27 protein-coding genes are annotated in these 26186 nt (G+C 62.6%); 8 read left to right on the top strand and 19 right to left on the bottom strand.

What is annotated here, in order from left to right; genetic code table 11:
* Positions 1-115: 115 nt before the first annotated feature.
* Positions 116-604 carry a PaaI family thioesterase gene (locus tag ACVWVY_RS21260; protein ID WP_456628222.1) on the top strand — a complete coding sequence of 163 codons (489 nt, stop codon included), beginning with the start codon at positions 116-118 and terminating at the stop codon, positions 602-604.
* Entirely contained in the window at positions 594-1523 is a 930-nt protein-coding gene (locus ACVWVY_RS21255; RefSeq protein WP_456628221.1) for a DMT family transporter, read from the top strand. Before ACVWVY_RS21260 ends, ACVWVY_RS21255 begins: the two co-directional genes overlap by 11 nt.
* A 30-nt stretch (positions 1524-1553) precedes the next feature.
* Here ACVWVY_RS21255 and ACVWVY_RS21250 read toward each other — a convergent pair whose 3' ends face one another.
* Complete coding sequence (locus ACVWVY_RS21250) at positions 1554-2291, bottom strand: tetratricopeptide repeat protein (protein WP_456628220.1); 738 nt, start codon at positions 2289-2291, stop codon at positions 1554-1556.
* Positions 2292-2513: 222 nt separating this feature from the next.
* Between ACVWVY_RS21250 and ACVWVY_RS21245 the strand changes: the two genes are divergently transcribed.
* A complete protein-coding gene (locus ACVWVY_RS21245; protein WP_456628219.1) occupies positions 2514-3248 on the top strand; it encodes a nitroreductase family protein in 735 nt (244 codons plus the stop codon).
* A gap of 493 nt (positions 3249-3741) precedes the next feature.
* Here ACVWVY_RS21245 and ACVWVY_RS21240 read toward each other — a convergent pair whose 3' ends face one another.
* From ACVWVY_RS21240 to purC, 4 genes are read right to left on the bottom strand one after another with little or no spacing between them, the layout of a single operon-like run.
* A complete protein-coding gene (locus ACVWVY_RS21240; RefSeq protein WP_456632267.1) occupies positions 3742-4695 on the bottom strand; it encodes a tripartite tricarboxylate transporter substrate-binding protein in 954 nt (317 codons plus the stop codon).
* Between the two features lie 8 nt (positions 4696-4703).
* The gene (purQ, locus tag ACVWVY_RS21235; RefSeq protein ID WP_456628218.1) at positions 4704-5405 is read right to left on the bottom strand and encodes a phosphoribosylformylglycinamidine synthase subunit PurQ; all 702 of its coding nucleotides are present in this window, start codon (positions 5403-5405) and stop codon (positions 4704-4706) included.
* Between the two features lie 11 nt (positions 5406-5416).
* Complete coding sequence (purS, locus tag ACVWVY_RS21230) at positions 5417-5656, bottom strand: phosphoribosylformylglycinamidine synthase subunit PurS (RefSeq protein WP_057838858.1); 240 nt, start codon at positions 5654-5656, stop codon at positions 5417-5419.
* Between the two features lie 32 nt (positions 5657-5688).
* Complete coding sequence (purC, locus tag ACVWVY_RS21225) at positions 5689-6456, bottom strand: phosphoribosylaminoimidazolesuccinocarboxamide synthase (RefSeq protein ID WP_171708996.1); 768 nt, start codon at positions 6454-6456, stop codon at positions 5689-5691.
* Positions 6457-6773: 317 nt separating this feature from the next.
* Between purC and ACVWVY_RS21220 the strand changes: the two genes are divergently transcribed.
* Positions 6774-7097 carry a DUF1476 domain-containing protein gene (locus tag ACVWVY_RS21220; RefSeq protein ID WP_456628217.1) on the top strand — a complete coding sequence of 108 codons (324 nt, stop codon included), beginning with the start codon at positions 6774-6776 and terminating at the stop codon, positions 7095-7097.
* Between the two features lie 26 nt (positions 7098-7123).
* Here the strand turns inward: ACVWVY_RS21220 and ACVWVY_RS21215 are convergent, their stop codons facing one another.
* Complete coding sequence (locus ACVWVY_RS21215; RefSeq protein ID WP_456628216.1) at positions 7124-7510, bottom strand: hypothetical protein; 387 nt, start codon at positions 7508-7510, stop codon at positions 7124-7126.
* A 127-nt stretch (positions 7511-7637) separates the two neighbouring features.
* A complete protein-coding gene (locus tag ACVWVY_RS21210; RefSeq protein ID WP_456628215.1) occupies positions 7638-8540 on the bottom strand; it encodes a LysR family transcriptional regulator in 903 nt (300 codons plus the stop codon).
* A gap of 118 nt (positions 8541-8658) precedes the next feature.
* Here ACVWVY_RS21210 and ACVWVY_RS21205 point away from each other — a divergent pair, with 118 nt between their 5' ends.
* Complete coding sequence (locus ACVWVY_RS21205; RefSeq protein WP_456628214.1) at positions 8659-9471, top strand: isocitrate lyase/PEP mutase family protein; 813 nt, start codon at positions 8659-8661, stop codon at positions 9469-9471.
* Between the two features lie 142 nt (positions 9472-9613).
* On the opposite strand, the gene cynS is transcribed toward ACVWVY_RS21205, so the two are convergent.
* The 4 genes from cynS to ACVWVY_RS21185 all read right to left on the bottom strand — a co-directional run bounded on the left by cynS (position 9614) and on the right by ACVWVY_RS21185 (position 13521).
* Positions 9614-10102, bottom strand: a complete 489-nt coding sequence (cynS, locus tag ACVWVY_RS21200) for a cyanase (RefSeq protein ID WP_213246005.1) — start codon at positions 10100-10102, stop codon at positions 9614-9616.
* Between the two features lie 99 nt (positions 10103-10201).
* On the bottom strand, positions 10202-11128 hold the full coding sequence (locus tag ACVWVY_RS21195; RefSeq protein ID WP_456628213.1) for an ABC transporter ATP-binding protein: 927 nt from the start codon (positions 11126-11128) through the stop codon (positions 10202-10204).
* Between the two features lie 4 nt (positions 11129-11132).
* Complete coding sequence (ntrB, locus tag ACVWVY_RS21190) at positions 11133-11972, bottom strand: nitrate ABC transporter permease (RefSeq protein WP_456628212.1); 840 nt, start codon at positions 11970-11972, stop codon at positions 11133-11135.
* Between the two features lie 166 nt (positions 11973-12138).
* A complete protein-coding gene (locus tag ACVWVY_RS21185; RefSeq protein ID WP_456628211.1) occupies positions 12139-13521 on the bottom strand; it encodes a CmpA/NrtA family ABC transporter substrate-binding protein in 1383 nt (460 codons plus the stop codon).
* A gap of 169 nt (positions 13522-13690) precedes the next feature.
* Between ACVWVY_RS21185 and ACVWVY_RS21180 the strand changes: the two genes are divergently transcribed.
* Entirely contained in the window at positions 13691-15613 is a 1923-nt protein-coding gene (locus ACVWVY_RS21180) for a sigma 54-interacting transcriptional regulator (protein WP_456628210.1), read from the top strand.
* A 557-nt stretch (positions 15614-16170) separates the two neighbouring features.
* On the opposite strand, the gene ACVWVY_RS21175 is transcribed toward ACVWVY_RS21180, so the two are convergent.
* The 3 genes from ACVWVY_RS21175 to ACVWVY_RS21165 all read right to left on the bottom strand — a co-directional run bounded on the left by ACVWVY_RS21175 (position 16171) and on the right by ACVWVY_RS21165 (position 19326).
* A complete protein-coding gene (locus tag ACVWVY_RS21175) occupies positions 16171-18000 on the bottom strand; it encodes a tetratricopeptide repeat protein (protein WP_456628209.1) in 1830 nt (609 codons plus the stop codon).
* 183 nt (positions 18001-18183) lie between these two features.
* Positions 18184-18582, bottom strand: a complete 399-nt coding sequence (locus tag ACVWVY_RS21170; RefSeq protein ID WP_456628208.1) for a RidA family protein — start codon at positions 18580-18582, stop codon at positions 18184-18186.
* Between the two features lie 243 nt (positions 18583-18825).
* Complete coding sequence (locus ACVWVY_RS21165; protein ID WP_456628207.1) at positions 18826-19326, bottom strand: hypothetical protein; 501 nt, start codon at positions 19324-19326, stop codon at positions 18826-18828.
* 294 nt (positions 19327-19620) lie between these two features.
* Here ACVWVY_RS21165 and ACVWVY_RS21160 point away from each other — a divergent pair, with 294 nt between their 5' ends.
* Positions 19621-20034: a GFA family protein gene (locus ACVWVY_RS21160; protein ID WP_456632266.1), complete on the top strand. Its 414-nt coding sequence runs from the start codon at positions 19621-19623 to the stop codon at positions 20032-20034.
* Between the two features lie 108 nt (positions 20035-20142).
* On the opposite strand, the gene ACVWVY_RS21155 is transcribed toward ACVWVY_RS21160, so the two are convergent.
* The 3 genes from ACVWVY_RS21155 to ACVWVY_RS21145 are packed head-to-tail and all read right to left on the bottom strand — an operon-like array spanning position 20143 to position 22819.
* On the bottom strand, positions 20143-21018 hold the full coding sequence (locus ACVWVY_RS21155; protein ID WP_456628206.1) for a sulfurtransferase: 876 nt from the start codon (positions 21016-21018) through the stop codon (positions 20143-20145).
* Positions 21019-21070: 52 nt separating this feature from the next.
* On the bottom strand, positions 21071-22237 hold the full coding sequence (locus tag ACVWVY_RS21150; RefSeq protein WP_456628205.1) for an acyl-CoA dehydrogenase family protein: 1167 nt from the start codon (positions 22235-22237) through the stop codon (positions 21071-21073).
* A 39-nt stretch (positions 22238-22276) separates the two neighbouring features.
* Positions 22277-22819: an OsmC family protein gene (locus ACVWVY_RS21145; RefSeq protein WP_456628204.1), complete on the bottom strand. Its 543-nt coding sequence runs from the start codon at positions 22817-22819 to the stop codon at positions 22277-22279.
* A gap of 229 nt (positions 22820-23048) precedes the next feature.
* Here ACVWVY_RS21145 and ACVWVY_RS21140 point away from each other — a divergent pair, with 229 nt between their 5' ends.
* Complete coding sequence (locus ACVWVY_RS21140; protein WP_456628203.1) at positions 23049-23708, top strand: TetR/AcrR family transcriptional regulator; 660 nt, start codon at positions 23049-23051, stop codon at positions 23706-23708.
* Positions 23709-23714: 6 nt separating this feature from the next.
* On the opposite strand, the gene ACVWVY_RS21135 is transcribed toward ACVWVY_RS21140, so the two are convergent.
* Together ACVWVY_RS21135 and ACVWVY_RS21130 are read right to left on the bottom strand one after the other, a co-directional pair.
* On the bottom strand, positions 23715-24518 hold the full coding sequence (locus tag ACVWVY_RS21135) for a DUF2182 domain-containing protein (protein ID WP_456628202.1): 804 nt from the start codon (positions 24516-24518) through the stop codon (positions 23715-23717).
* Positions 24519-24771: 253 nt separating this feature from the next.
* Positions 24772-25977: a TrmJ/YjtD family RNA methyltransferase gene (locus tag ACVWVY_RS21130; protein WP_456628201.1), complete on the bottom strand. Its 1206-nt coding sequence runs from the start codon at positions 25975-25977 to the stop codon at positions 24772-24774.
* Positions 25978-26186 lie beyond the last annotated feature (209 nt).

Here is a 26186-nt window from a genome sequence, read left to right as displayed (position 1 = left end):
CGCATTTCCGCCCTGTCCAGAGCTTTACGGGGGGAGGCTTGCAGGATCGGCGTTTGCACATCGTTCCCGGATCGGATTTAAGGGCGGAAACACTTGAATTGAAGGGCCATTTTTAGTGAACGAACTCCCCAAAAATGCATTCGACCGGCGCCCCGACCTGCATGTCGAAACCGAGGGCGAATTTGCGGGCTGGCGGACCTGGACCCGCGACAGTTTTGAGACCCATAACGGCCCGTTCTGGCACCGGATGGACGAAAACGGCCGCGTGCAGTGCGCCTTCCGGGTCGAGAAGAAGCACCTCAACGGCCAGCGCAACGTCCATGGCGGCTGCTTCATGTCGTTCGCCGATTACTGCCTGTTTGCGATCGCCTCCTCCGTGCTGGAGGGACCGGGCGTCACGGTTTCGTTCGCCTGCGAGTTCCTCGATGCCGCGCGCGAGGGCGAACTGGTCGAATGCGAGGGTGAAATCACCCGCGCCGGCGGCTCGCTGATCTTCCTGCGCGGCGTGCTGAAATCCGGCGAGCGCTCGCTGTTCACCTTCTCAGGCACCATCAAGCGGGTGAAGTGGAAGAAGCCGGCAGGCACCGGCGCCGTTGCCACCTGACGCGCCACAGGCCCGTCGCGGCTGGCGCGACTATGCATTGCTGCTCGCGCTGGCGTGCTGCTGGAGTTCGACCTATCCGCTGACCAAGATCGGGCTCGGCTCGTTCCCGCCGATCACCTTCATCTCGGTGCGCTCGCTGATTGCGGCCGCCTTCCTGCTCGTGGTCCTGCGCATCCGCGGGATTCCGATGCCTGCGGAAGCCAGGGCCTGGAAGCTGTTCGCCCAGCAGCAGACCATCAATTCGACGTTTCCGTTCCTGCTGATCACCTGGGCGCAGCAATATGTGCCGGCGGCAAATACGGTGGTGCTGGCCTCGACGACGCCGATCTTCGCCTTTCTCATCACCTGGGCCATTACGCGGCACGAGCCGGCCACGCTGCTCAAGCTTGCCGGCGCCATTCTGGGGCTTGCCGGAACGGCCGTGATCATCGGCCTCGACGCGCTCGCGACGCTGGATGCCAATATCCTTGCCGAGATCGTCATCCTGATCGCCACCATCTCGTTCGCCTGCGCCACGATCTTCGGCCTGCGGCTGACCGACTACGATCCGATGGTGGTGGCCGCGGGCTCGCTGTTGTTCGGCGGGCTCATCCTGCTGCCGGTGTCGCTGATCGTCGATCATCCCTGGACGCTGCGGCCGACGGCCGAGGCGTTGGTTGCCACGGCCGCGATGAGCATATTCTCCAGCGCATTCGGCCTCATGCTGTTCTACATGTGCCTGACGCGGCTCGGCACGCTGACCACCAATGCGCAGGGTTATCTGCGCATCCCGATCGGCGTCGGCCTGTCGGTGGTCCTGCTCGGCGAATCCGTGCCAGCCAATCTCGCGCTCGGCCTCGTCCTTGTCACGGCCGGTGTCGCCGCCATGACGATCCCGAAAGACGCCTACCGGCGGTGGCTCAAGCGACCCAAACCATAGTCATTCGTCGACTGCGGAGCTTCCGCAAACTTAGGCCAGCAATTGCTTTTCGGCGATCGACAGCCATTCCGCCTGCGCCTCGCGCAGATATTTGGGCGCGCGTTTCATCTGCAGCAGCAGCTCGTTGAACACCACTCTGGCCTCGGCGTCGCGGCCAACGATGCGCAGCAGCATGCCGTAGCGAACCCGTGCCTCCGCACCGGGGGCATACGGCACCAGCGCGTAGTATTCTTCGAGCGCCTCGTCGATCCGCCCGACCTCCGCCAACGCACGCGCGTAGAGCAAATGCGCCTCGGCCGATTCAAAGTCCGGCCAGCGCTTTTGCAGGTCGTCCAACGTCGCGAGTGCCTCGGCCGGACGGCCACGACCGAATTCGGCCTGTGCCCTGCCCAGCGCATAGGCCGGCTCGCCACCGAGCGGCAGCATCAGGATGTGATCGTAGTGACGCACCGCTTCGTCGAATCTCGCGAGCCTGAGGCACTCCGCTGCCAGCGCGGCGCGATTGGCAACGGTGTCTGTGTTGGCGAGCCGATCGGTTAGCTCGCGATAAAACTTTTCCGGATCGAGCTTGCCGGCAATGCGCTTGCGTGCCTGTTGGGCGCCGGGACTGCCAAACCACTCGGGCACCAGTTCGACGACGATGTAGGCGAGCGCTCCGACCAGCGGGATCATCAGGATGATGAAGGCCCAGGGCTGCAGGCGTCCGGTCTTCGATGCGTGATAGATCAGCGTGATATCGAGCAGCAAAACAACGAGAGCAACAGGCATGGCGCATTCCAGGCGAACGGGATGGACGGTCCTTAGTGGCCTTGATAGCGCGGCAAGTTCAATCGAACAATCTTCAGTTGTGCCGAGACGTGTAATATCCGCTGGTGTTGCTTTTTTCTTCTCTTCCTTGCGGTGTTCGAGCGCGGCCGCCACCAGACCGCCGTCGCAGACACACGAAATGGCCTATATTGCTCGCAGATCAACAGGCGGCGGAGCTCGGCGATGGACGTTATCGCAGCAATCCACGGACGCCGGTCCGTGCGATCCTATGACACCAAGCCGGTCGCCCGCGACCTGATCGAAAGCATCATCCTGGACGCGGCGCAGGCGCCCCCGCCGTTTCGCGATCAAAATCCGCTGGCGTTCAATGTCGTGCAGGGCGTCGCGCGCATCGCCGCCTATGGCAAACGCGTCATGGATTACACGCGCGAACATCGTCCGGACGGGCCGGGTTGGGACTGGCTCGACAGGCCCGGCTTCAAGATCTTCTGGGATGCACCCGTGGTCGTCATCATTTCCGGACCGGTCGGAGACTGCAACCGCGCCGGACAGAATCTGATGCTGTCGGCACATGCACACGGATTGGGAACGTGTTGGGTTGGTTCGCCGATGCTTTGGCTCAGCGCGCCCGAAGTGCGCACGGAGTTGCGCATCCCGTCTGCTCTGATGCCGGTGGCCGTGCTGTGCCTCGGCTATCCCGCCGCCATCCCGGAAACGGTAGTCCGCGAACGGCCCCTCATCACCTGGGCTACGGAAACGGAAGTGCGGTCTAGATCTGAAAGCACAGCGACGCGAGGTCGCACTTCCCCAAGTCACGTTTTGATGCCGTACTCTGCCTCGGCCAAGCCTCAGCACGGCCCCACGGCTCTGGAGGCAAATCATGTCGGAAGCGCTCGAAGTCGAGATATCTGCCTTCTTCAACAAGTACATGGAAACGTTCGCCACCTGGGATGGTGATCAAATCGCCAAACTCTACTGCGCTCCCTGCATCACCATGCGGGGTGACGGGTCGATACATTGTTTTCAGTCACGTGACGAGATTGCGCGGTTTTTCCAAGGAGTGGCCGATACCTACCGACGCGAAGGGGCCGCAAGTGGCACTCTGCACGATGTAGTGGCCGTTCCTATAGGCGAACGCAGCGCTCTCGGAACTGTAACGTGGAAAAACCTCCGACCGGATGGAATCGTCACAAGGCAGTGGCGGCAGTCGTACAACCTTGTTCGCTTCCCCGACGGCTGGCGCATCCTTGCTACGACATTTCACCTAAGCGGAGTGCCGGGCTAGCGATTTCCGCTTTGGGCCAGAAGAGTCAGTTTGGCGGTTGCCAGCAACCGGCAAAGCGGACATCAAGCGTTTAGGAGTACACGTTCGCCGCTCGTCACAACGACAGCGAGCGAGGTCGTATTTGTTGCATAGCCTGACAGATCGAGACCAAACCCGATCACCGCGCTATTTCTTCTCTTCCAGCAACTTTTTGTATTTCGCGACATCGCGCGTCACCAACTGCCCGAGCACTTCCGGCGCGAGTTCGCTGGCGTCGGGCGCGACGGTGGAGAGATCTTGAAAACGCTTCTTCACCGCCTCGCTCTCGACGGCGGCCTTGGCCGCGGCGTTGAGTTTCGCGATGATCGCAGGCGGCGTGCCCTTTGGCGCGAACAGGCCGTTCCAGCCCTGCGCTTCGAAATCGGGAAGACCTGCTTCCGACGACATCGGCAAATCGGGCAAGGTCGCAAGCCGCACCGTCGAACCGACGACGAGGCCCCGCACCAGCTTGTCGTCGATGGCCTGCGATACCGAGGCGGCCGAGTCGCAGACGCCGTCGATCTGCCCGCCGATCGCGTCCGTCAACGCAGGGGCCGCGCCGCGATAACCGACCAGCGTGACCTCGATGCCGGCCGCGTGTTCAAAGCTCTTGCAGATCAGGAAATTCGATGAGCCGACGCCGGCATGGCCGAGATTGACCTTGCCGGGATTTTTCTTCGCATAGGCGATGAATTCCTGCAGGTTCTTCGCCGGAAAATCCTTGCGCAGCGCGACGATGCCGAAGGTTTTCGCAACGACCGCGATCGGCACAAACGATTCCGGCGTGAACGGCAGTTTCGGATAGATCGTATAGGCCGCGGCACTGGTGCCGGCATTGCCGATCGCGATGGTGTAGCCGTCGGCTTCCGCGCGCGCCGCGCGCGTCAGCGCGGTCGAACCGCCGGCGCCCGCGACATTCTCGATCACGATCGGCTGCCCGAGCGACTTGGCCATCTCCTCGGCGACCACGCGCGCGATCACGTCGGAGGTGCCGCCGGCCGCGAACGGCACGATCATGCTGATGGGACGCTTGGGATAGTCCTGGGCGTGGGCGACGGCAGCCAGCGAGAAGGCCGCCGCGGCAACGGCCAGGCGCACCATGAAATACTTCACGCCGCTTTTTCCAGGTGCGCGGCAAGGCCCGCGAACAGCCCGCGGCCGTCGGTGCAGCCCATGATGTCTTCGACGTGATTTTCCGGGTGCGGCATCATGCCGAGCACATTGCCGCGCTCATTGACGATGCCGGCGATCGATTGCGCGGCGCCGTTGATGTTGGACTCCTCGTCGACGACGCCCTCCGCCGAGCAATAGCGATAGAGCACCCGCCCCTCGCCTTCGAGCCGCTTCACCGTCTCTTCATCGGCTTCGTAATTGCCCTCGCCATGCGCGACCGGCACGCGAATGACTTGGCCGGCATTGTAGCCGCGCGTGAACGGCGTATCCGAGCGTTCGACCCGCAGATGCACGTCCTTGCAGATGAATTTCAGCCGCGCATTGCGCATCAGGACGCCGGGCAGCAGGCCCGCTTCGCACAGGATCTGAAACCCGTTGCAGACGCCGAGCACGAGCCCGCCATCGGATGCGAACTTGCGCACCGCATCCATGACCGGCGCGCGCGCGGCAATCGCGCCGCAGCGCAGGTAATCGCCGTAGGAAAACCCGCCGGGCACGACCACGAGATCGGTGCCTTTGGGCAGCGCGGTGTCGGCGTGCCAGACCATCGCCGCCTCCTGGCCGGAGGCGAGCTTGAGCGCGCGCGCCATGTCGCGCTCGCGATTGATTCCGGGAAAGACGAGAACGGCTGATTTCATGGAAGGCACGCCTAGAGCAGTTCGACCCGATAATTCTCGATCACGGTGTTCGCCAGGAGCTTGTCGGCGGCATCCTTCAATGCCGCTTCGGCCTTGGCCTTGTCGGCGCCCGACAGTTCGATGTCGAACACCTTGCCCTGACGCACGCTGGCGACGCCATCGACGCCGAGCGATTTCAGCGCGCCTTCGATGGCCTTGCCCTGTGGATCGAGAATGCCTGACTTCAACGTAACGGTAACACGTGCCTTCACGAGACTTGCCCCAAGCTAGTATTAATCTGCCTTTAGCTCTTCACCAGCACCGGACCGGTACCGGCCGGACGCTCGTTCTCCATCAGGATGCCCAGACGCTTGGCCACTTCGGTATAGGCTTCCAGCAGCCCACCGAGGTCGCGGCGGAAGCGGTCCTTGTCGAGCTTCTCGTTCGACTTGATGTCCCACAGCCGGCACGAGTCGGGCGAGATCTCGTCGGCGACGATGATCCGCATCATCTCGTTCTCGAACAGCCGGCCGCATTCCATCTTGAAATCGACCAGACGGATGCCGATGCCGAGAAACAGCCCGGTGAGGAAGTCGTTGACGCGGATGGCGAGCGCCATGATGTCGTCGATTTCCTGCGGCGTCGCCCAGCCGAACGCGGTGATGTGCTCTTCGGAGACCATGGGGTCGTTGAGCTGGTCGTTCTTGTAATAGAACTCGATGATCGAGCGCGGCAGCTGGGTGCCCTCCTCGATGCCGAGGCGCTGCGACAGCGATCCGGCCGCGACGTTCCGCACCACCACCTCCAGCGGCACGATCTCGACCTCGCGAATCAGCTGCTCGCGCATGTTGAGGCGGCGGATGAAATGGGTCGGCACCCCGATGTCGTTGAGGTGCTGAAACAGGTACTCCGAAATCCGGTTGTTGAGGACGCCCTTGCCCTCGATCACCTGGTGTTTCTTGGCATTGAACGCGGTCGCGTCATCCTTGAAGTGCTGGATCAGGGTTCCCGGCTCCGGGCCTTCATACAGGACCTTGGCCTTGCCTTCATAAATGCGGCGTCGACGGCTCATTGGGATGTACCGTGTTTTGTTGAAATCCATGAAATTGGTTGCTCCGGATGACAAGGGTTTGCGACCACGACGGAGCTGCCGTGAAGGCCAGGTCCAGTACAGAAACGACCGGAAACAGAACAAGAACCTCGCCTGATGGCAACCTATCCGATTGGCCCATCCAGCACAATCGACCCGGCCCAATTGGGCCCAACTTATAACGATTGCCTGCGGCCTAACGGCCCGTTGTTTTACCGATTCGCCCCCTCTATCTAGGTAGTCGATCGGGCCGCGACAACGCGACCCCGTTTACCACTTCCGGGGATTGGAACCGCAGAATGACCACTTTCGACAAGCGCGAGGAAGGTTTTGAGAAGAAATTCGCCCTCGACTCGGAGCAGAAGTTCAAGGCTGAGGCGCGCCGCAACAAGTTGCTCGGTCTTTGGGCAGCCGAAAAGCTCGGCCTGTCGGGCGATGCCGCCTCGGCCTATTCCAAGGAAGTCGTCGCGGCCGATTTCGAGGAAGCCGGAGACCAGGACGTCCAGAACAAGGTCGTAAAGGATTTTGCCGCCAAGGGCGTCGCCGTCACCTCTGCCGAAGTGCGCGTCAAGATGGATGAGCTGATGGCGGCAGCAGTGGCCCAGGTGAAGGCAGGGACCTGACGCTTCGACCTTGCTTTCAGATCACGCTATTTCAGCGTGATCTGAAAGCTCATCGATCCGGTGATGTTGAAGCCTTCCTGCTGTTGGTTGCCATATTGCCGGTTGATGTTGTTCGACACCGATTCCATCCGGCATTCCTTGGCAATGACGTCGCGGAGCAGATCGCATTCGCGCGATGCCATTTCATAGACGGCGCGGCGCGCGCGGTCGCGCAGCTTCTGCGCCTCTTCGGTTTCTCCCGTCGGTCCCGCCACGAAAAAGTTGATCGTACTTTGAATGCGTACCCAGCCATCCTGCCGCGACGCTCCCGTCTGCTCCATGATGATCCGCTGACCCGGCGATTGCGCAAGCGCAGGAGCGACCAGGAACAGCATGCCGAGGCCTGCGGGAATACAGCGTGTGCGCAACGTCATGACGGACCTTTTGGGTTGAAGTGACAAAGCAGTCCATAGCTACCTGAGATTGCGATTTGGAAAACGGTTGCCGGCAAAAGCCCGGTCGTTGTTTCATCAGGCGTTAACCGGAACGCCGGCCCCGCGATCACGTCTGTCGATATTCCCCACGCACGATCTCCAGCAACCGCCGCGCCGCCGCGCTCAGAAATCCGCCGCGCCGCGTTACCGTGACGACGTCGTGGCTGACCTTGAGGTCGCGCACGGCGATGGTCGAGAGCGCAGAGGATCCAAGTTCCTCGGCAGCATTGATTTGCGAAAGCAACGCGATGCCGAAGCCGGCCTCGACCAGACGTTTCTGCGCGGTCAGGCTGTCGACAGGAGTCCACGCGATTTCGCCCAATCCACGGGTCTGGAACAGCGCGAGGATATGCGACGCCGCGATCTCGCGCCGTCCTGGCACTTCAGGAAATCCGATCCATCGCTCGCGGCGCAGGTCGGCAAGCCTCGCGACCCGACCGCCGGCTAGCGGGTGGTCCGGCCCGCAAACGACCTGAAGCCGCTCGGCAAACAGCAATTCGCAGTCGAGATCGCGCGAGCCGTCGCGGTCAAAGCGCAGCCCGATCGTCGCCTCGCCACGGCGGATCAGGCCGCTGACCTCGGCGCTGGTCGCAGTCCGCAGGGACAAATCGACGCCGGGGTGCTCCGCCGCGAAGCGTTTCAAGATCGCGGACAGCCGCCCGCCGGCCAGCGTGCCGACCACCGCCAGCGCAATCGGCCCTGAATTCGGCCGCGCCAGCGCGCGAACCGCATTCTCCGCATCCTGCGCGGCGGCAACCGCGCGCTCGGCATACGGCACCATCACCCGCCCGGCATCGCTCAGCATCGTGCGCCCCGCGATCCGCTCGAACAGCGGCACACCGAGTTCCTGCTCCAGGAGCGCAATGCGCCGCGAGATCGCCGGCTGCGAGCGGTGCAGCGCCTTTGCCGCGCTCGAAATGCCGCCGCGGCGGTGAACGGTCAGGAAGGTGAGAAGCGCATCGCTGTCCATGTTTCGTCCATGCAAAAAACTGATGATGCATAGAGGAATAACAAATTTGGCTGATGGGAGATAGCCCGCTAGTTTCGCGGCCAACCGAACCGGCCAACCAACGAAGCGGAGATCGACGATGCGAACCCAGATGGAAAAAGCCGAAGCGTTCCGCGCGCTGCATGCGCGCCCCGGCGCCTTCATCATTCCCAATCCCTGGGACGCGGGCACGGCAAAACTGCTCGCCGCGATGGGCTTTGAGGCGCTTGCGACCACGAGCCTCGGCCTTGCCAATACGCTCGGCAGCTTAACCGTCAGCCTTGACGCCATCATCGAGAACTGCCGGATGATCGCGGAAGCAACTGATCTCCCCGTCAACGCCGATCTGGAGAATTGCGGGGCGGACGACCCGAAGGCGGCGGCGAAAGCGATCGCGCGCGCGGCCGAGGCGGGCTGCGTCGGCGGCTCGATCGAGGATTCGACCGGCAACCCGCAGAACCCGATCTACGACTTTTCGCTCGCGGTCGAGCGCGTGCAGGCGGCCGTCGAAGCGGCGCGCGCACTCCCCTTCCCGTTCACACTGACGGCGCGGGCGGAGAATTTCCTACACGGCCGCAAAGATCTCGAAGACACCATCAAGCGGCTGCAGGCGTTCGCGGCCGTTGGCGCGGACGTATTGTATTCCCCCGGCCTGTATGACATCGACACGATCCGCACCGTGGTGTCATCGGTAGGCAAGCCGTTCAACCTGGTGATGGGCTTTGCCGACCCGACGCTACGGGTCGATGAGCTCTCGAAAGCCGGCGTCAAGCGCATCAGCGTCGGCGGCGCGATGGAGCGCTATGCGCTTGCCGCGTTCCTGAAATGCGCCCGCGAGATGAAGGACCGCGGCGCGTTCACCTTTGTGCGCGAGATGGCGCCGATCGGCGAAATCAGGGCTGCGTTCAGGTGATCCCTACCCGCGAGCGAAGCGAAGCAATCCATGCCTCCGCACGGGATAGATGGATTGCTTCGTCGCTTCGCTCCCTTGCGCAAACGCTCCGCGTTTGTCGCAGGCAATGACGGCGGAGGAGCAATGACGGCGGAGGGATTGGTCACCCCTCCTTGAACCCATACTCCGGCACGTTGCCGCTGGCGCCGTAATATTTGTACGGCAGGAATTTTCCGGACATCGTGATCTTGACCCGGTCGCCCTTGGGATTGGCGACACGCTCCAATGCCATGTCGAAGTCGATTGCCGACATGATGCCGTCGCCGAATTCTTCTTCGATCAGCGCCTTCCACGCCGGCCCGTTCACCATCACCATCTCGTAGAAGCGATAGATCAAGGGGTCGGTCGGCGGCATCGGCGTGCCGGTGCCGCGCATCGGCACTTCGTTGAGCATGGCGGTTTCGGACTTCGAAAGCCCGAACAGCTCGCCGGCATTGGCGGCCTGCGGTTTGGTCAATTTCATCTGGCCCATGATGGCGCCGACGATCAGCACTTCCGAATAGCCGCCGATCTTTTCGCAGATGTGCTTCCAGCTCCAGCCCTTCTCGCGCTTGATGTCGAGCAGCTTTTCGGTGAGGTCTTCGCGTTTCATGTTGCGTCTCTCCTTTGGTTCAATCTCATCGGGCCTGGCCAAAAGCGCGAAGCGCGTCTTCACTCAATGTGCCGGGCATCCACGTCTTTGCTGGTCCGCCTAGGAAGACGTGGATGGCCGGGACAAGCCCGGCCATGACGCCTGTTCCGAATCGTCCGGCCCCGGAGCAACCACTAATTCCGGCTTCCCGATCCGCACCGTCGGCACGTTGCGAGGATCGTGGTCGGTCACATCGGACGCAAATGTCTTGCTGCGGCTGACCAGGAAATCGACGATGTGATTGCGCAGCGCGTAGTAATAGGGATGGCGGTGCAGATCGATGCGGCCGCGATCCTTCGGCAGCGGATTTTCCACGATCTCTGCCAGCACGGCGCCCGGGCCGTTGGTCATCAGGAAAATCTTGTCGGCGAGATAGATCGCTTCATCCACATCGTGGGTGATCATAAAGACGGTCTGTCCGGTCTCCAGACAGATGCGGCGCACCTCGTCCTGCAGCGTGCCGCGCGTCAGCGCATCCAGCGCCGAGAACGGCTCGTCCATCAGCATGATCTTTGGCGTGATCGAAAGCGCCCGCGCGATGCCGACGCGCTGCTTCATGCCGCCGGACAGTTCCGACGGACGTTTGTGCTCGGAGCCGGTCAGGCCGACGAGGTCGATGAACTTTTGCGCATGGGCCTTCACCTTGGCGCGGTCCCAGTTGCGCCATTTCGAGGTCACGGCATAGGCGACGTTGCCAAGCACGGTGCGCCACGGCAGCAGCGCGTGGCTCTGGAAGATCACGGCGCGGTCGAGGCTGGTGCCCTCGATCGCCTGCCCGTCGACGATGACGGCGCCCTCGCTCGGCTGATCGAGCCCGGCCAGGATGTTCAAGACAGTGGTCTTGCCGCAGCCGGAATGGCCGATCACGCAGCCGAATTCGCCGCGACCCATCGAGAGCCACAGGTTCTCGAACACCGCGACCTCGCCGCCGCTTGCGCCCGGATAGCGCTTGGCAATCGCTTCGATGGAAATGAATTTATCGGTCATGGCGCTATTCCGGGAACGTGACCATGCGCGTGAAGCGCGCAAGAATCTGGTCGAGCAGCATGCCGACGATCCCGATCAGCAGGATCGCAATGATGACGTTGGTGATCGAGAGGTTGTTCCACTCGTTCCAGACGAAGTAGCCGATGCCGGTGCCGCCAACGAGCATCTCGGCCGCGACGATCACGAGCCAGGCGATGCCGATCGAAATCCGCATGCCGGTCAGAATCGTCGGCGCCGCGGCCGGCAGGATCACCGTGAAGGCGCGCCTGACGGTGCCGACTTCCAGCGTGCGCGCGACGTTGATCCATTCCTTGCGCACCGCGGCGACCCCGAACGCCGTGTTGAGCAGCATCGGCCAGACCGAGCAGATGAAAATCACGAAGATCGCCGAGATGCTCGAGTCCTTGATGGTGTAGAGCGCCAGCGGCATCCAGGCGAGCGGCGAGATCGGCTTCAGCACCTGGATGAATGGATCAAGCGCCTTGCTGATCAACGGCGACATGCCGATCAGGAATCCGAGCGGTATGGCGACGATGACCGCGAGGAAATAGCCGAGGCCGACGCGCGCGATGGAATAGCCGAGCTGGATGCCGAGGCCCTTGTCGTTCGGGCCGTTATCGTAGAACGGCTGCCTGAGGTGCTCCCACAATTTCGCGCCGACATCGAGCGGGCCCGGCATCGCCGACTTGCCGGCGGTCGCGGTCAGTCCCATCAGCTTGGCGTATTCCGGCGTCATGTTTGCGACGGCGCCCGTTCCGCGCGTCGCGAGATGCCAAATGCCGAGGAAGGCCGCAAACAGCACGATCGAAACGACGGCGGCACGGAAGCGAAGGGAGAAGTTCATTGGGGATGCTCTCTCAACACGTCGTCCCCGCGAAAGCGGGGACCCATACGCCGCGGCGTTAGTAATGAAGGAAGGCCTCTAACATCGTGCCTAAAAGAACCGACACGGCGTATGGGTCCCCGCGTTCGCGGGGACAACAGCGGTAGACGTAGTTGCGTCCCCGCCCTCACGACGCCTTCCTGATCTTGAAGCTGTTCAGATATTCCTCGGGCTTCGCCGGATCGAAGGTCTTGCCCATCACCGAAAAACTCTTGGTCGTGGTGGTCGGCGGCGTCAGCCCGGCTTCCTGCATCAGCCGCGTGGCGTCGGTGGCGAGATAGACCTGCGAGGCAATCCCCGCATAGTCGATATCGCCCTTGATCTGCCCCCAGCGCTTCATCTGGGTCATGATCCAGATCGCAAAGGATTGCCACGGGAACGGATCGAAATCGACGCGGTTCGGCTGCGTGACGATATTGCCGAGACCGTCGGCGAAAGTGCCGGTCAAGATCTGCTCCAGCACGATCTGCGGTTGGTTGAGATAATTCGCGGGCGCGATCGCTTCGGCGATCTGCTTGCGGTTCTCCGCCTTGTGCGCGAACGCGGTGGCTTCGATGATCGATTTGAGCAGCGCGCCATAGGTGTTCGGCATCGCCGTGATGAACTCCTTGGAGGCCGCGAAGGCGCAGCACGGATGGCCTTCCCAGATATCCTTGGTCAGGATGTGGATGAAGCCGGCGCCGTCGAACACCGCGCGCTGGTTCATCGGATCGGGCCCGAGGAAGCCGTCGATGTTGTCGGCGCGCAGGTTGGCGACCATCTCTGGCGGCGGCACCGCGCGGATCTGCACGTCGGTATCGGGGTCGATGCCGTGCTCGGCGAGATAGTAGCGCAGCAGGTAATTGTGCATCGAGTAGTCGAACGGCACCGCGAACTTGAAACCCTTCCAGCTCTTCGGGTCGCGCTTGTCCTTGTGCTTGACCGAAAGCGTGATCGCCTGGCCGTTGATGTTCTCGACCGCCGGCATGGTGTAGGGAATAGGGTTCGAGCCCGCGCCCATCGTGATGGCGAGCGGCATCGGCGACAGCATGTGCGCCGCGTCGTATTCCTTGTTGATGGTCTTGTCGCGAATGACGGCCCAGCCGGCGGTCTTGATCACTTCGACGTTCAGGCCGTTCTTGGCATAGAACCCCATCGGCGCCGCCATGATGATCGGCGTGGCGCAGGTGATCGGGATGAAGCCGACCTTGAGGTCTTTCTTCTCGAGCGGCCCGCCTTGCGCGAACACTTCGGTCGCGGTCTTGAGCGGGAAGAACTGCGACACGGCAGCCACCGCCGTCGCAGCACCCACCGATTTCAGAAACGCGCGCCGCGCGACGTCCCTTGGGAATACCGCGCGCATCACGGCGGAAGCGACCACGCCTTCGTAACGCTTTTGCTCGCTCTCGATGGCGGACTGGATCTGCAGTTGGGCGGCCTGATGCTCGGCTTCACTGAGATGCCGGCCACAAGAACAGCCACCGGCATGAAGACGGCGGTTGGGATCGAACGGGTTGTCGAAGGTAGACATCAGCCCTCCTGCACAGGCGTTTGCACCCTAATTAAGCAAGGCACATGCCAGCCCGGTGTTTGGGCGATGGCGCTGATTTCGCAGGGATTCGGGGCGGATTGGCGACTACGAAAATTCGTGGTACACGAAAATTCGTAGTTCGATTACGATTTTTCGGAGTATCGATCGGATGGATCTTGCCCTCGGTTCAACCGCCCCGCCGCAGGATGTCGAGCTTCGCGCCGCCGCGTTCGAGTTCGGAATCGAGCCGGCGCTGCTGCTCGATCCCCATGCCGACCTGATCCTCGACGCCAATCCCGCCGCCTGCACCCTGCTCGGCTATGACCGCGCACTGCTGCGGCAGACCAAGGTCAGCACGCTGCATGCCGGCCAACTCCCCGCGCTGATCGTGTTCACGCAGGCCGTGCTCGACAAGGGCGCCTTCTGGACCAATGCATTGACGCCGCGTCACGCCACCGGGCAAACGCTCAGGCTCGAATATGCCGGCGCCCTCGTGCCGGGTGATGGCCGCGCGCTGGTGCTGCTCACCATGAGCGACCTCGATGCACGCCGCCGCCGTTATGTCGATGCGGCGGCCGAAGACCATATGCGCGGCGGGATCGCGACCTGGCAGCGGGTCGAGCGGGTGTTCCAGGATATCGAGCGCGAAAACCAGTTGATCCTGCGCGCCGCCGGCGAAGGCATTTACGGCGTCAACGCCGACGGCAAGACCACCTTCGTCAACCCGGCGGCCGAGCGCTTGCTGGGCTGGGCGGCGGAAGAACTGGTCGGCAAGGAGATCCATCCGATCGTTCATCACACCCATCATGACGGGCGGCACTATCCCGATCATGATTGCCCGATCTACGCGGCGTTTCGCGACGGCGCCGTGCACCAGGTCGAGGGCGAGGTGTTCTGGCGCAAGGACGGCACGCCGGTCTGGGTCGAATATACCTCGACGCCGATCCGCGACCGCGGCGTCGTCGTTGGCGCTGTCATCGTGTTCCGCGACGTCGGCCAGCGGCGCGAGGCCGACGAGAAGCTGCATGTGGCGCTCGCCGAGGTCGATCGCCTGCGCGAGCGGCTGGAGCTGGAAAACGCCTATTTGCAGGAAGAAATCCGCATCGAGACCAATCCTCGCGGCATCATCGGCCGGAGCGAGGCGATTCAGAAGACGCTGCGCCAGGTCAAGCTGGTGGCCCCGACGTCGGCAGCCGTCATGATCACGGGCGAATCCGGCACCGGCAAGGAACTGATCGCGCGCGCCATCCACGAGGCGAGCAGCCGCCGCGACCGGCCGCTGATCCGCGTCAACTGCGCGGCGATCCCGCGCGAACTGTTCGAGAGCGAGTTCTTCGGCCACGTCCGCGGCGCCTTCACCGGCGCGATGCGCGACCGCATCGGCCGCTTCGAACTCGCCGACGGCGGCACGCTGTTTCTCGACGAGGTCGGAGAAATTCCACTGGAGCTGCAAGGCAAGCTGTTGCGGGTGCTGCAGGAGGGCAATTTCGAACGCGTCGGCGAAGAGCGCACCCGCGCCGTCGACGTGCGCCTGATCGCCGCCACCAACCGCGATCTGAAGCAGGAGGTGCAGCGCGGCCGGTTTCGCGAGGATCTTTATTTCCGCCTCAACGTGTTTCCGGTGGAGTCGGTACCGCTGCGCGAGCGGCGCGAGGACATTCCGCTGCTGGCGCAGCATTTTCTGACGCGCGAGAGCGACGCGCTGAAATCCGAGCTGCGATTGTCGGAAGGCGATGCGCGCCGGCTTTCGCGCTACGACTGGCCCGGCAACGTCCGCGAACTGCAGAACGTGATCGAGCGCGCGGCGATCCTCGCGCAGAACGGCCGGCTGCGCATCGATCTGCCCGATGTATCAGGCGTTCAGCCCTCCCCCGGCTCGGCGCGGGTGAAGGCCGATGCCCGTCCCGCAGTCATGACATCAGCCGAAATGCGCGACCATGAGCGCGCCAATATTCTCGCCGCGCTTGCGGCCTGCTCCGGAAAGGTGTTCGGCCCCGGCGGCGCCGCCGAGATGCTCGACATCAAGCCGACCACGCTGGCCTCACGCATCAAGGCGCTGGGGATTTCCAATGCGCGTGGCCTGGCTGGCTAATGAGGGCGCGTACTCATAAACGTCGGCTTCCCAGAGGGATAAGCAGAAATTTTCTGCTCAATCGGTGCATTACCGGCGACCCCTACACGGCCAATCTCGACCATGCACACGCCCAAGACCCAAATCGTTCGCCAGCCACAACGGAACCGTTACCTCTTGAGGCCCATAGCGTATTACCGGCACTACGGGCCCGCCGCATGGATCGACCCGGTCGTCCTCAGGGCGATAACGATATCGTGGAACAATATTGTAATCCCAGTAAGGAGTTGGCGTTACGACGGGCACCCTGATGATGGGCCTTTGCCGTGGTTCACGAACGCCTCCGGCCGTCTGCGCCTGCGCTGCGGCACTAAACGTGCCCACGTTACACAGGACCAGGGCTGTTCCCAGAGCTACGATTACTATCCTCATGCCTTGGCCTCCTTGCCACACACAGCTAGGCCCAACTCGGACATCCGGCGACGTTCGACTTCGCGCCGCTGTTGAGGGCATATCGGACATCAAAGACACCTGATCCGCAACGTCTCATTTTATGAAGACTGGCGCACCGGCTGAAATCAGGGCTTTCCGGCTAGATATACTTCGCCAAGCAGCGACGAGTTCGACCAGGGCACCTGCTTGCCGTGGGTCGCCGAGACCACTTCGGCGCGCACGCGGGTCAACATCTGTTGAACCTCGAGGCCGGGTGTTCCAAGGTGGCGGGCGAGCCCAAGCGAAAACGGCGAGTTTGTGCCATCTCCATCAAGAGCGACCTGGCCCGGGGCCGTAGCGAAGGCGAGCAGAGTGCCCGCCCCCGTGGTTGCGCCTTTGCCCAGACTTGATGGCGAGGCAAGGCCGGTAGGCACGCTGACCGCGCGGCTCGCGTCTGTCGACCGAACGACCTTCTGGGCAATCGGATTGTCGCGGCAGGCATCGAGAAAGAGGATGTTGGCGCGGATGCCGTCGTCGAGGCCGGCGAGAATGGCGCTGACATTCGTCATTTCGCTCGTGAGATCGCCGACGCCATTGAACTTGACGTCGATCGGTAGCAGAAAGTTCTCACCGTCGATCTGGACGCCATGTCCGGCGTAGAACAGGACGGCGGTGTTCGCCGTTGCGGCTGCACGCAAGAAATCGGCGATCAGGCCCGTCATCGCCGCGCGATCGAGATCGATACCATCAGACACTTCGAAGCCCATGTCGCGAAGATTTCTTGCGATCACGCGGGCATCATTCGGCGGATTGAGCAACTGAGGGGTATGGGCGTAGGCACCGTTGCCGATCACGAGAGCAATGCGGCGGCCGAGCGTCGACGATGGAGGAGCAACGGTCGCACCCGGCGCAACCTTCGGATCAAGCGGCCCCGACGACACCGCCGCGGAATCGCCCAGTGCCGCAAGGCGCGTCCGCGCAGTGGACTGTTCGCGCCGAAACGACTCGGTAACCGGACCGTTAGCGCCGATCACGCTGATCGAGGCGGGCAACGCCACAGCCTGCTTGTAGGCGTTGCGGGCGCGGTCGACCTGGCCCTGCGCTTCGAACACCAGCCCCTCGGAAACGAATGAACGCGCGGCACGCGGACTGATCCGGATCGCCTGCTGGAAATCGGCAAGCGCCCGTTCGAGCTCGCCCTTCTTGCGCCAGACGTCACCGCGGCCGGTGAAGCCAGCCCAATAGGACGGATCGATCCGGATCGCCTTGTTGAAATCGCCGAGCGCGCTATCCAGCTCACCTTTTTGAAACCAGACGATCCCCCGATTGCTGTAAGCGACCGCAAAATTGGCGTCCAGTTCGAGCGCCCGGTTGCAATCAGCCAATGCGTTGTCCGCCTCGCCCTTGGCGGTCCAGACCCAGCAGCGATTGTTGTAGGGGACGGCCTGCGTGGGATCGAGCTTTATCGCCGTGTCGAGATCGGTGATGGCGCGGTCGGTTTCGCCGTTGGCGTTCCAGACCGTGGAGCGGCTGATGTAGAGCCACTGCTGCTTGGGATCCAGCGCGATACTCTTGTTCAACGCGGCGATGGCCTGATCGAACTGCCCCTTCTGACCGAGCGCGTTGCCACGCGCGGCGTGCCCAAGGACGTAGTTTGGATCGAGCCGTATCGCCTGGTCGGCGCTTTGCAACGCGCGATCCGGGTCGCCAATCTGGTTATAGACGACGGCCCGCTCAGCGTGGGCGATCGCAAAGTTGGGATTGCGCTTCAGTGACGCATCATAGTCCTGCAGTGCTCGATCGAATTGCTGAAGTCGAACGTAACCCTGCGCACGCTGCAAGTAGAGGATAGCTTGCGATTTGGCCGGCAAGTTTTTGCGGGCGAGGAGCCTCGTGCAACCAGCGACCCTGGCATCCAGATCCTTGACGTTGTCGCAAGCCGCAATATCAGGGTCCGGGTTCGCCCCGTTTGCCACCGGCGCGCCGACGAGAAGACACAAAGCAGCTAGCCAAATACGGTATGCGGCCTTTCTAATCATGGACATTGCCCTCGGCTAGGACAACAGGACACAGAATATCACTTCTCGATTGTGGCGGCACTCACTGCGGGCAAATGCTGCGCGGGCGCAAGACGGCTATCGGTCCCCCGAAGCGGATCTTTAACTCTTACCTAGATAGGCGACGGCTTCTATCTCGACCAACACTTCCGGCTTTGCAAGGGACCGCACTTCTACAAGCGTGGAAGCTGGAAAATCTCCGGTAAAGAACTCGCGGCGCGCTCGCCAGACCTCGGTGTTTTTCTTGATGTCGACCACGTAGATCGTCATCTTTACCAAATTATCCATCGTTCCGCCGGCCGCTTTGATGATCCGATCAATGCGCGAAAATATCTGCTTTGTCTGTTCGTACTCATTTTTGCCGACCATCCCTGTGCCGCCTTCAAATGGACGTGCTACCTGGCCTGATATGAACAGCGTGTCGCCTGCGCGTATGGCGTTTGACCACAGATCGGGGCCGGCCTCGGCTACATCGGGGACGGACACCTTTGTCCTGGGCATGGCATTCTCCTCATGAAGTTATCTCGGATGCGCTTCGCCATTGGTTTATCACAGATATCGGTAAGCCCGTCGCGCCGGCTTGACGCTACGCTGGGATCTGTCGAGACCGTGTCGCAAGGGCTGATGAAGCCATCGAATAGACGTCGAACGCCGCCGTTGGCCCAAAGGCGACATACATCAATGTTGGCGTGATAATCGCCTTTAGACAGTGAAGCCGAGCTGACTTAACTATGAGTACCTGCCCTAGTAGCGGCGGCCGCCCACCGAGAACGACGAAGCGCCGGGCAGCGAATTGATCTCGCTGTCGATCCGGCCCGTCTGCTGGACGACGCCGACGCCGAGCGACAGGCTGAGATTGGACGTTGGCTGGAATTCGACGCCGGCATACGCGCTGCTGACGGGCAGCGTGCCGGATTTGGAGTCGAACGGCGCGAATGCGTTGCTGCCGATGCCCGAATTGTATTTCAGCGTGTCGAAACCGGCAAAGAACGTGATCGGTGGCCCGCCGGCGTTCTTCAGGCTGTAGCCGAACTGCGTGCCTTCGCTGTAGATCGATCCGAAGCCGCCGAAGGCGCTCTGGCTGAGACCGCTGAAGCCCATGGTGTTGCGCTGGCTGCCGACAAAAAAGCCGTTCGAGAAATTGTAGCGCGCATAGGAAGAGCCATTTCCGACGTCGCGGAAATCGAAGCTCGGAAAGTTGCCGTAGGCGTTCGCGCCTTCGCCCGCCGCGCCGCTGAAACCCATCGGCCAGCCCGGAATCCAGTAATTTACGGGCGAGGCCTGAGCATGGGCCGTCCGTCCGCCTAAACAGATCATCGCCAACGCGAATGCGAGCCCTAGGCTGCTTGCAAAACGAGACATCTGAGCCACCACCAATTGCACCGGAATTATACCCTTCCGGCTCCGGGAACGCCAGAGCGGCGCTATTGGCGGTTGCAACTCGTCGCCGGTCTTGTCGCAGCTACGCTCCTGCCGCATAAAACGGTGGAACCACCGATCATCCCGACATTCAAACACGCGATTTCAGGGGCAACTCGCATGGCGAAGAAATACACGGCTCAATGTGCTTGCGGCGCGGTAAAATTCGAGTTCGACACCGACCCGGACTTCATCGCCAATTGCCATTGCCTGGACTGCAAGCGAGCGTCGGGCGGCGAGATGGCCACATTCTTCGGCGTGCCGCAGGATGATTTCACCGTGGTCAGCGGCCAAGCGAAGGCGCATCACTATGTCGCCGAGTCCGGCAAGGGACTGGATCGCAACTTCTGCCCCGATTGCGGCTCCCGATTGTTCAGTACCAATCTGGATAGTTTCCCCGGTCTCGTCTTCGTCATGCTCGGCAGCCTGGACCGGCCCGAATTGATTGCGCCGAAGCTCGAAATGTTCACCAAGCGCCGCCTGAAGTGGAACAAACCGCTCGACCTCCCGCAATTCGAAAGCATGCCCGGTTGAATCGCCGATGAGGCGGTCGTCGCCGACGACCGCCTCATCCCGTTCGTGGCCTGACACCATGATTCCCGTCCGATCCGGACGGATCGGACGGCAACCGCTGACGCGTCGTTACGCCGCCTTAGTGAGCGTGGCCTCCGTCGGCAGCCCTTCCTCGATCGGCAGAGACGGATCGCGCGACCATTCGTTCCAGGAACCGAAATACATCCGCACATCCTTCACGCCGGCGTTTTTCAACGCCAGGAACGTGTTCGAGGCACGCGCGCCCTTGAAGCAGTAGAGATAGACCGGCGTGCTTTGCGTGATGCCGACGGTCGCGCATTCCGCCAGGATTTCGTTCTTCGACTTGAAGCGCGGCCCCTCCGCGGTCGGCTTCATCATGCGATACCATTCCAGCCACACCGCCCCGGGGATGCGTCCCTTGCGCGGGCAGAAATCCTTCCCGTAGGGCGAAGAGCTTTCGCCGATCCACTCGTCGATGTCGCGGACGTCGAGCAGCGCGATGCCGGGCTTGCCGACGGCGGCGAGCATGGTCTTGGCGTCGATCAGGATGTCGCCGGCTTCAGGCAGAACCGCGAACGACGCCTTCGCCGGCGACGGCACATCCTTGGTCACCGGCAAGCCGGCAGCCGCCCAGGCGTCGTAGCCGCCATGCAGCACCTTGATCTTGGGATAGCCGAGCATGGTGAGGAGGTAATAGCCGCGGCAGGACTGGCCGAAGCCGGAATTCATCGACTGTTCGTAGATGACGGCGGTCTCTTTGCCCGAAAGCCCGGCAGCGCCGAACGCGTCGGCGAATTTTGTCTTCAGCTCGTGGATGCCTTCCGGCGTCGATGTCGCGAGATAGGTGAAGATTTCATGGACATTGACGGCGCCGGCGAGATGCCCCGCGCCGTAGGCCTCGGGATTGCGGGTGTCGATGACGACACACGGCTCTTTCGTGAGGAATTCCGCGAGTTCGCCGGCAGTAATCAGAACGTCCGTCATGGCAGGCCTCTCCTGTTTTATGGTTGCTGGTTGGGGTCGGTCGGAAATCCCTTTAGTGCTCGTCGCCGGCCAGCATCTTGCGAAGCTGCTTGGTGGCGGGGGTGACGATGGCGACGAAATAGGCTTCGCGGAGCCGGCGCTGGGCGCGATGGCTCTTCAGGTAGCCGCGCGCGCCGCAGTGGAGCATCGCCGCATGCGCGGCCGCGACGCTGGCGTCGCCGAGGCGCAGGCGAAGTGCCACGACGCGCCGCCAATAGCTGTCGTCGGAATTATAGGGATCGCACGCCAGCGCCATCGCCTCCTTCTCGAACTCGGCATGGAGCTCGCGGAACTGCGTCGGCTGCTGCGGCAGATAACGGTTGACGTGGCCGAGTGGCGGCCCGACCTCATCCATGATGCCGATGCAATCCTTGATGAGGCCCAGCCCCATGCCGGTCTGCAGCAGGATGAAGCCGGCTCGAATTTTCTTCACGAACTGCCCCGCTTGTTCGGCCAGGATCAATTCATCCGGCACAAACATGTCGCGGAACTGCACGCCATAGGTGCCGGTGCCATCCATCGCCAGGAACGGCTTGCACGGCTGCAGCGTGATCGCGGGATCGGAGCAATCGGCAAGGAACATGACGATGCCCGGCCCGCTTTTTGCGGTGCCGCCCGGCCCGCCCTTTGCGGTGCCGCCGCCCTCGTCCTCGCGCTCGAAGATGGTGCCGAAATAGTGGTCGGGCCCGAGGTTGGAGACCCAGGGCAGCGCCCCCTTGACGATGTAGCCACCCTCGACCCTGCGTCCCCTGAGTTTCAGCCGCTCAATGCCGAAGAAACTCTTCATCGGATTGGAAAGGCCGGTGCCACCGAGCACCCGTCCACTCGAAAAACTGTCACCGAAGCGCCTTGCAAGCTTCAGGTTGGTCGAATTCGCGGCGTACCAGACCAGCGTGTTCTGGCACCAGGCCATGAAAGCCGTGGCGCCGCAGGTCTCTCCGATCACGGCGATCGACTGGATGGCGCAGCGCAGATCCGCAGGTCCCTCCTGCGGGACATGGCTGCTCCACGCGCCGACTTTGCCAAGACTGCGCAGCAACTCACCCGGATAAACCGAGCCTGCATCGATTGCACCTGCAAGCGGTCCAAGCTCCTGACGCGCGATCCTGGCAACTTCGTCAGCAATCGTAGGTGCGGGCCGATCTGGAGCTTCGACCCGCGATAAGGCTAGTGAACTCATGACCGTCTCCCGCACCCGTTTTGCGCTCGTCGCGTTCCGTTAGATGCTGACTTCGAGATTGACGGGCCGCGTAAACGTGTTGGCGACCGGCGACCATTTCTTGACGTGGGTCACCAGCGCGTCGATCTCGCTCTTCGGAACGCCCTCGCATTCCATGTCGACCTTGACGCGCACATCGGTGAAGCCGACCGGCTTCTCGCTGACGTCGCCGGTGCCCCACACTGCCGTGATGTTGAGGTCGCCCTCGAGTTCGAGCTCGAGCTTGTTGACGATCCAGCCGCGGTGAACGGCGTTGGCGTGCAGGCCGACGGCCAGGCACGAGCCGAGCGCGGCGAGCGATGCCTCCGACGGGTTGGGCGCGGTGTCGTCGCCGAGCAGGCCCGGCGGCTCGTCGACGATGTAGGGCGCGAGATTGCGGATGTAGTTGGCGTGGCGAAACTTGCCTTCCGCCACCGTCTTGCACTTCAAGGTCTTGATGACCTTCGGATTGGCCTTGCCGTTGGCGATGAGCTGTTCCAGCCCGCCTCTGTCGATCGGGGCCAGGCAGCCGGTGAGCACCGTTTTTTGAGCGACCGCGGTCATCTTTTCTCTCCCTAGGGGTAGGATACCGAACGTTCTGTTTCTTGCATTAAGCGTGCCAGATCAGGCCAAAACCAAAAGACCAAGCTCTCTCGTCGCTTAGCGATAGCTGCCCGGAAATTGATCAGCGCCGCGCTGCACAGGCGCGAAGCAGTTGCCGCGTGGGTTGCGATTATTTTCAGCGCAAAGATGCGACTTGATGATTGCCCGGCGGTTCGATTAACTGCGGCGCATGGGCAAATCGGTTTCCAAGAGGAAAGCTGTCGCGGCACGCGCTGCAGGCGACGAAGAATCGGCGCGCGGCCGTCTGCTCAGCGCCGCGACGCATCTGTTCTGCAGATACGGCATCAACGCCACCGGCATCGACGCCATCATCGACGAGGCCGGCACGGCGAAGACCACGCTCTACAAATTGTTCGGATCGAAGACCAACCTCGTCAACGCCGTGCTGGAGAGCGAAGGCAGAGCGTGGCGCGAATGGTTCATCGGCGCGATGGAAGATGGCGGCGGTGACGCGCAGGCGAAACTGACGCGGATCTTTCCGGCGCTGAAGCGCTGGTTCGCCGAGGAGCGGTTCTACGGCTGTCCCTTCATCAACGCCGTCGCCGAGCACGACAAGGACGCCAAGCAGTTCCGCAACATCGCGCTACGCCACAAGAAGGTGGTGCTGGCGCATATCGAAAAGCTCGCCGGTGAAATGGGCGCAGCCGAGCCGCAAGTGCTGGCGCATCAACTCGCGCTGTTGATCGACGGCGCCATCGTCGCCGCGATGGTTTCGCGTGATCCCGGCGTCGCCGATACCGCAGGCCTTGCCGCGGGCAATCTGTTCGGACCGTCGAAGGTGAAGAAGCCGAAGCGGACCGGCAGCCCTGCGGAGCTTGTCGCCGTCTGAGGCGAGCTACAGTGACGGGGGCGCCGTGACGGTCAGGCCGTACGCGAGGACAACTGCGCCGGCCACGATCAGGCCCACGCCCGCGATGCGGCTGAGCCACGGGCTGCGCGGCAGCAGCCTCTCGAAGGCGACATAGATCGCGACCGCCGCGACCCAGGCGAGGTTCATGACGCCGGCAACGAAAAGCAGCGCCATCAGGAACCAGCAACAGCCGACGCAGTAGCCGCCGTGCCGAAAACCCATGCGCAGCGCGCCCATGGCGTCCGGTTGCCAATACGTTGAGAGGAATAGCACCGGGTTCTGACAATATCGAAGACAGGCGCGCTTGATCGAGGTGAGTTGGTAGAGCCCGGCGGCAAGCAGGATGATCCCGGCAAGCAAACTGCTGGTGCTCGCCATCATGCCGGACAGGAGCCCGGCGTGTTCAAGTCCCCACTGCACCGAGACCGCGACAAGACTAAAGCCTGCCCAGATCACGAGATAGCCGGCGAGAAAAAGCCAGCTTGAGATGACGGGGCTGTCTGTCGTCGCCTGCCTGCGCCTGAACGTCGCGAACAGCAGGATCGTGGGCGCGGCGCTCGGCACCATCATCGCGATCATCATCACCCACCACATCGCGAACATCAGCAATGCCTGGGCCGGTGACCACGGCTCAGGGTCCATCGGCATGTCGGCCATGCTCATGTCGATCCCGGCGCCGGCGCCGGCAAGCAGATAGCCCCAGGAGAACGCAACAACTGCGGCTATTCCGATGGCCACGATCAGGCGATCGTGCCGCAGGGTCTGTTCAAGCGCTGTGGTCCTCATCATGAACCCACCCGCTACTGGGCGCGCAGAGATTAGGACGCAGCGCTAGGCCGCAACGCCCTCCGGCGTCCCGGCGTCAAATGTGCTATCGATGCGAGCGGGTCGCGGTCAAAGCGTCGGCCCATGCCACGACAATTGGCACTCCCTGCGACTTGTCCGAGCAGGGCAAGCTTACCGCTTTTGGGAGCGTAAAGACAGAGACGCCGACTGTTCCGCGTCAGTAGCAACGCGACACCGGCCGGCCAAAAGTGTCACGTTAGCCGCGTTCGAGCAGGCTCGCCTCCAGCCGCCCCAGTTCCGTCGCCAGATCCCGCTCAACATCGCCGACCCGCATCTCGATCACGCGATAATCCCGCGCTTCCAGCCAGGTCTTGCGGCGTTCGCGGTCGGCGACGATCGCCTCCGACTCGTTGGCATTGACCAGTTCGATCGCCAGCCGGTGCACGAAGGAAACGAAATCCGGAATGTGCCGCCCCACCGGGGTCTGGCGCTTGAACTGGCCGGCGAACCGGCGGTCGCGGGTCAGCGCCTGCCACAGGATCCGTTCGGCGTCGGTCGGGTTCCGCCGCAGCAACCGGGCGAGCCCGCGCACGGTAGAGCTGTCGCCCGGCACCGCCGGCCCCTGCCCGTGTTCGGCCAATAGCGCCCGCAGCCTTGTGGCCTGTTCACCATCCAGCACGCCGCCCTTGGCCGGTCCCTTGCGGCCTTCGGCGATCGCCATCACCACCCCGTGCAGCGTATGCATGTCCTGCTTGGTCGGATCCATCCGGGTGAAGATGTTGCGCAGGTTCACCAGCATGGTCTCGCGCTTCTCCCGCGGGCGCAGGAATTCGACCTTGTCGAGCTCCCGGACCAGATTGTCGAAGAAGGCCTGCATCTGGTGCTGCGACGCTGGCTCGGAACGTTCGGGCATCGCGAACGGGAGGTCACCACCGGTCGACAGCTTGAACCACTCATAGCCGATCAGGAGCACCGCCTGCGCCAGGTTCAGCGAGGCAAAACCCGGATTGACAGGGAAGGTGATGATCCGGTTGGCGAGCGCCACCTCCTCGTTCTGGAGACCGTAGCGCTCGCGGCCGAACAGGATGCCGACCCCGCCGCCGGTTCCGACGTGGGCCACGATCTCGCTTGCGGCTTCCACCGGAGCGACCACCGGCTTGGCCTGGTCATGGGCGCGGGCGGTGGTGGCGAATAGCAGCGTCAGGTCGGCGACCGCCTGCTCGACGGTGTCGAACAACTGCGCCTGTTCCAGAATCTGGTCAGCGCCGGCCGCCGCCCGCTGCGCCGCGATGTTCGGCCAGCCGTCGCGCGGATTGACGATCCGCAAACGCGACAACGCAAAATTACCCATCGCGCGCGCCGCCATGCCGATATTCTCGCCGAGCTGCGGCTCGACGAGGATCACAACGGGTCCAGCTAAGTCCCAACCAGATTTGGTTTTATCGGTGCCCGAACCGGACATTCCTGGCTTCACTTTCTGATTCAACTTCTGAAGTTGATTCGGCCTCTGAAGATTTTGAACGGGTCGCGAAGCGCGCGGCTGTTCAAGATCGCAAGCATCGCGCGTTTTCGGATGGCGGGTGGAATTCACAAGCCTGCTGCGCGGCTTAGTAACCTCTCCGAACGCTCGCTTAAAGTCTCAAAGAGAGCGATCCCGCCCCGCCGCTTGCG

Source organism: Bradyrhizobium sp. URHC0002 (genome assembly GCF_054059515.1).
The sequence above is the reverse complement of the archived record's forward strand: the minus strand, read 5'-3'. Positions and strand labels throughout refer to the sequence as shown.

Excerpts from the sequence above, each read along its gene's own strand:
- ACVWVY_RS21250 (WP_456628220.1), bottom strand. The coding sequence starts at position 2,291 with ATGCCTGTTGCTCTCGTTGTTTTGCTGCTCGATATCACGCTGATCTAT.
- ACVWVY_RS21245 (WP_456628219.1), top strand. The coding sequence starts at position 2,514 with ATGGACGTTATCGCAGCAATCCACGGACGCCGGTCCGTGCGATCCTAT.
- ACVWVY_RS21240 (WP_456632267.1), bottom strand. The coding sequence starts at position 4,695 with ATGGTGCGCCTGGCCGTTGCCGCGGCGGCCTTCTCGCTGGCTGCCGTC.
- purQ (WP_456628218.1), bottom strand. The coding sequence starts at position 5,405 with ATGAAATCAGCCGTTCTCGTCTTTCCCGGAATCAATCGCGAGCGCGAC.
- purC (WP_171708996.1), bottom strand. The coding sequence starts at position 6,456 with ATGAGCCGTCGACGCCGCATTTATGAAGGCAAGGCCAAGGTCCTGTAT.
- ACVWVY_RS21220 (WP_456628217.1), top strand. The coding sequence starts at position 6,774 with ATGACCACTTTCGACAAGCGCGAGGAAGGTTTTGAGAAGAAATTCGCC.
- ACVWVY_RS21215 (WP_456628216.1), bottom strand. The coding sequence starts at position 7,510 with ATGACGTTGCGCACACGCTGTATTCCCGCAGGCCTCGGCATGCTGTTC.
- ACVWVY_RS21210 (WP_456628215.1), bottom strand. The coding sequence starts at position 8,540 with ATGGACAGCGATGCGCTTCTCACCTTCCTGACCGTTCACCGCCGCGGC.
- ACVWVY_RS21205 (WP_456628214.1), top strand. The coding sequence starts at position 8,659 with ATGCGAACCCAGATGGAAAAAGCCGAAGCGTTCCGCGCGCTGCATGCG.
- cynS (WP_213246005.1), bottom strand. The coding sequence starts at position 10,102 with ATGAAACGCGAAGACCTCACCGAAAAGCTGCTCGACATCAAGCGCGAG.
- ACVWVY_RS21195 (WP_456628213.1), bottom strand. The coding sequence starts at position 11,128 with ATGACCGATAAATTCATTTCCATCGAAGCGATTGCCAAGCGCTATCCG.
- ntrB (WP_456628212.1), bottom strand. The coding sequence starts at position 11,972 with ATGAACTTCTCCCTTCGCTTCCGTGCCGCCGTCGTTTCGATCGTGCTG.
- ACVWVY_RS21185 (WP_456628211.1), bottom strand. The coding sequence starts at position 13,521 with ATGTCTACCTTCGACAACCCGTTCGATCCCAACCGCCGTCTTCATGCC.
- ACVWVY_RS21180 (WP_456628210.1), top strand. The coding sequence starts at position 13,691 with ATGGATCTTGCCCTCGGTTCAACCGCCCCGCCGCAGGATGTCGAGCTT.
- ACVWVY_RS21170 (WP_456628208.1), bottom strand. The coding sequence starts at position 18,582 with ATGCCCAGGACAAAGGTGTCCGTCCCCGATGTAGCCGAGGCCGGCCCC.
- ACVWVY_RS21165 (WP_456628207.1), bottom strand. The coding sequence starts at position 19,326 with ATGGGTTTCAGCGGCGCGGCGGGCGAAGGCGCGAACGCCTACGGCAAC.
- ACVWVY_RS21160 (WP_456632266.1), top strand. The coding sequence starts at position 19,621 with ATGGCGAAGAAATACACGGCTCAATGTGCTTGCGGCGCGGTAAAATTC.
- ACVWVY_RS21155 (WP_456628206.1), bottom strand. The coding sequence starts at position 21,018 with ATGACGGACGTTCTGATTACTGCCGGCGAACTCGCGGAATTCCTCACG.
- ACVWVY_RS21150 (WP_456628205.1), bottom strand. The coding sequence starts at position 22,237 with ATGAGTTCACTAGCCTTATCGCGGGTCGAAGCTCCAGATCGGCCCGCA.
- ACVWVY_RS21145 (WP_456628204.1), bottom strand. The coding sequence starts at position 22,819 with ATGACCGCGGTCGCTCAAAAAACGGTGCTCACCGGCTGCCTGGCCCCG.
- ACVWVY_RS21140 (WP_456628203.1), top strand. The coding sequence starts at position 23,049 with ATGGGCAAATCGGTTTCCAAGAGGAAAGCTGTCGCGGCACGCGCTGCA.
- ACVWVY_RS21135 (WP_456628202.1), bottom strand. The coding sequence starts at position 24,518 with ATGATGAGGACCACAGCGCTTGAACAGACCCTGCGGCACGATCGCCTG.
- ACVWVY_RS21130 (WP_456628201.1), bottom strand. The coding sequence starts at position 25,977 with ATGTCCGGTTCGGGCACCGATAAAACCAAATCTGGTTGGGACTTAGCT.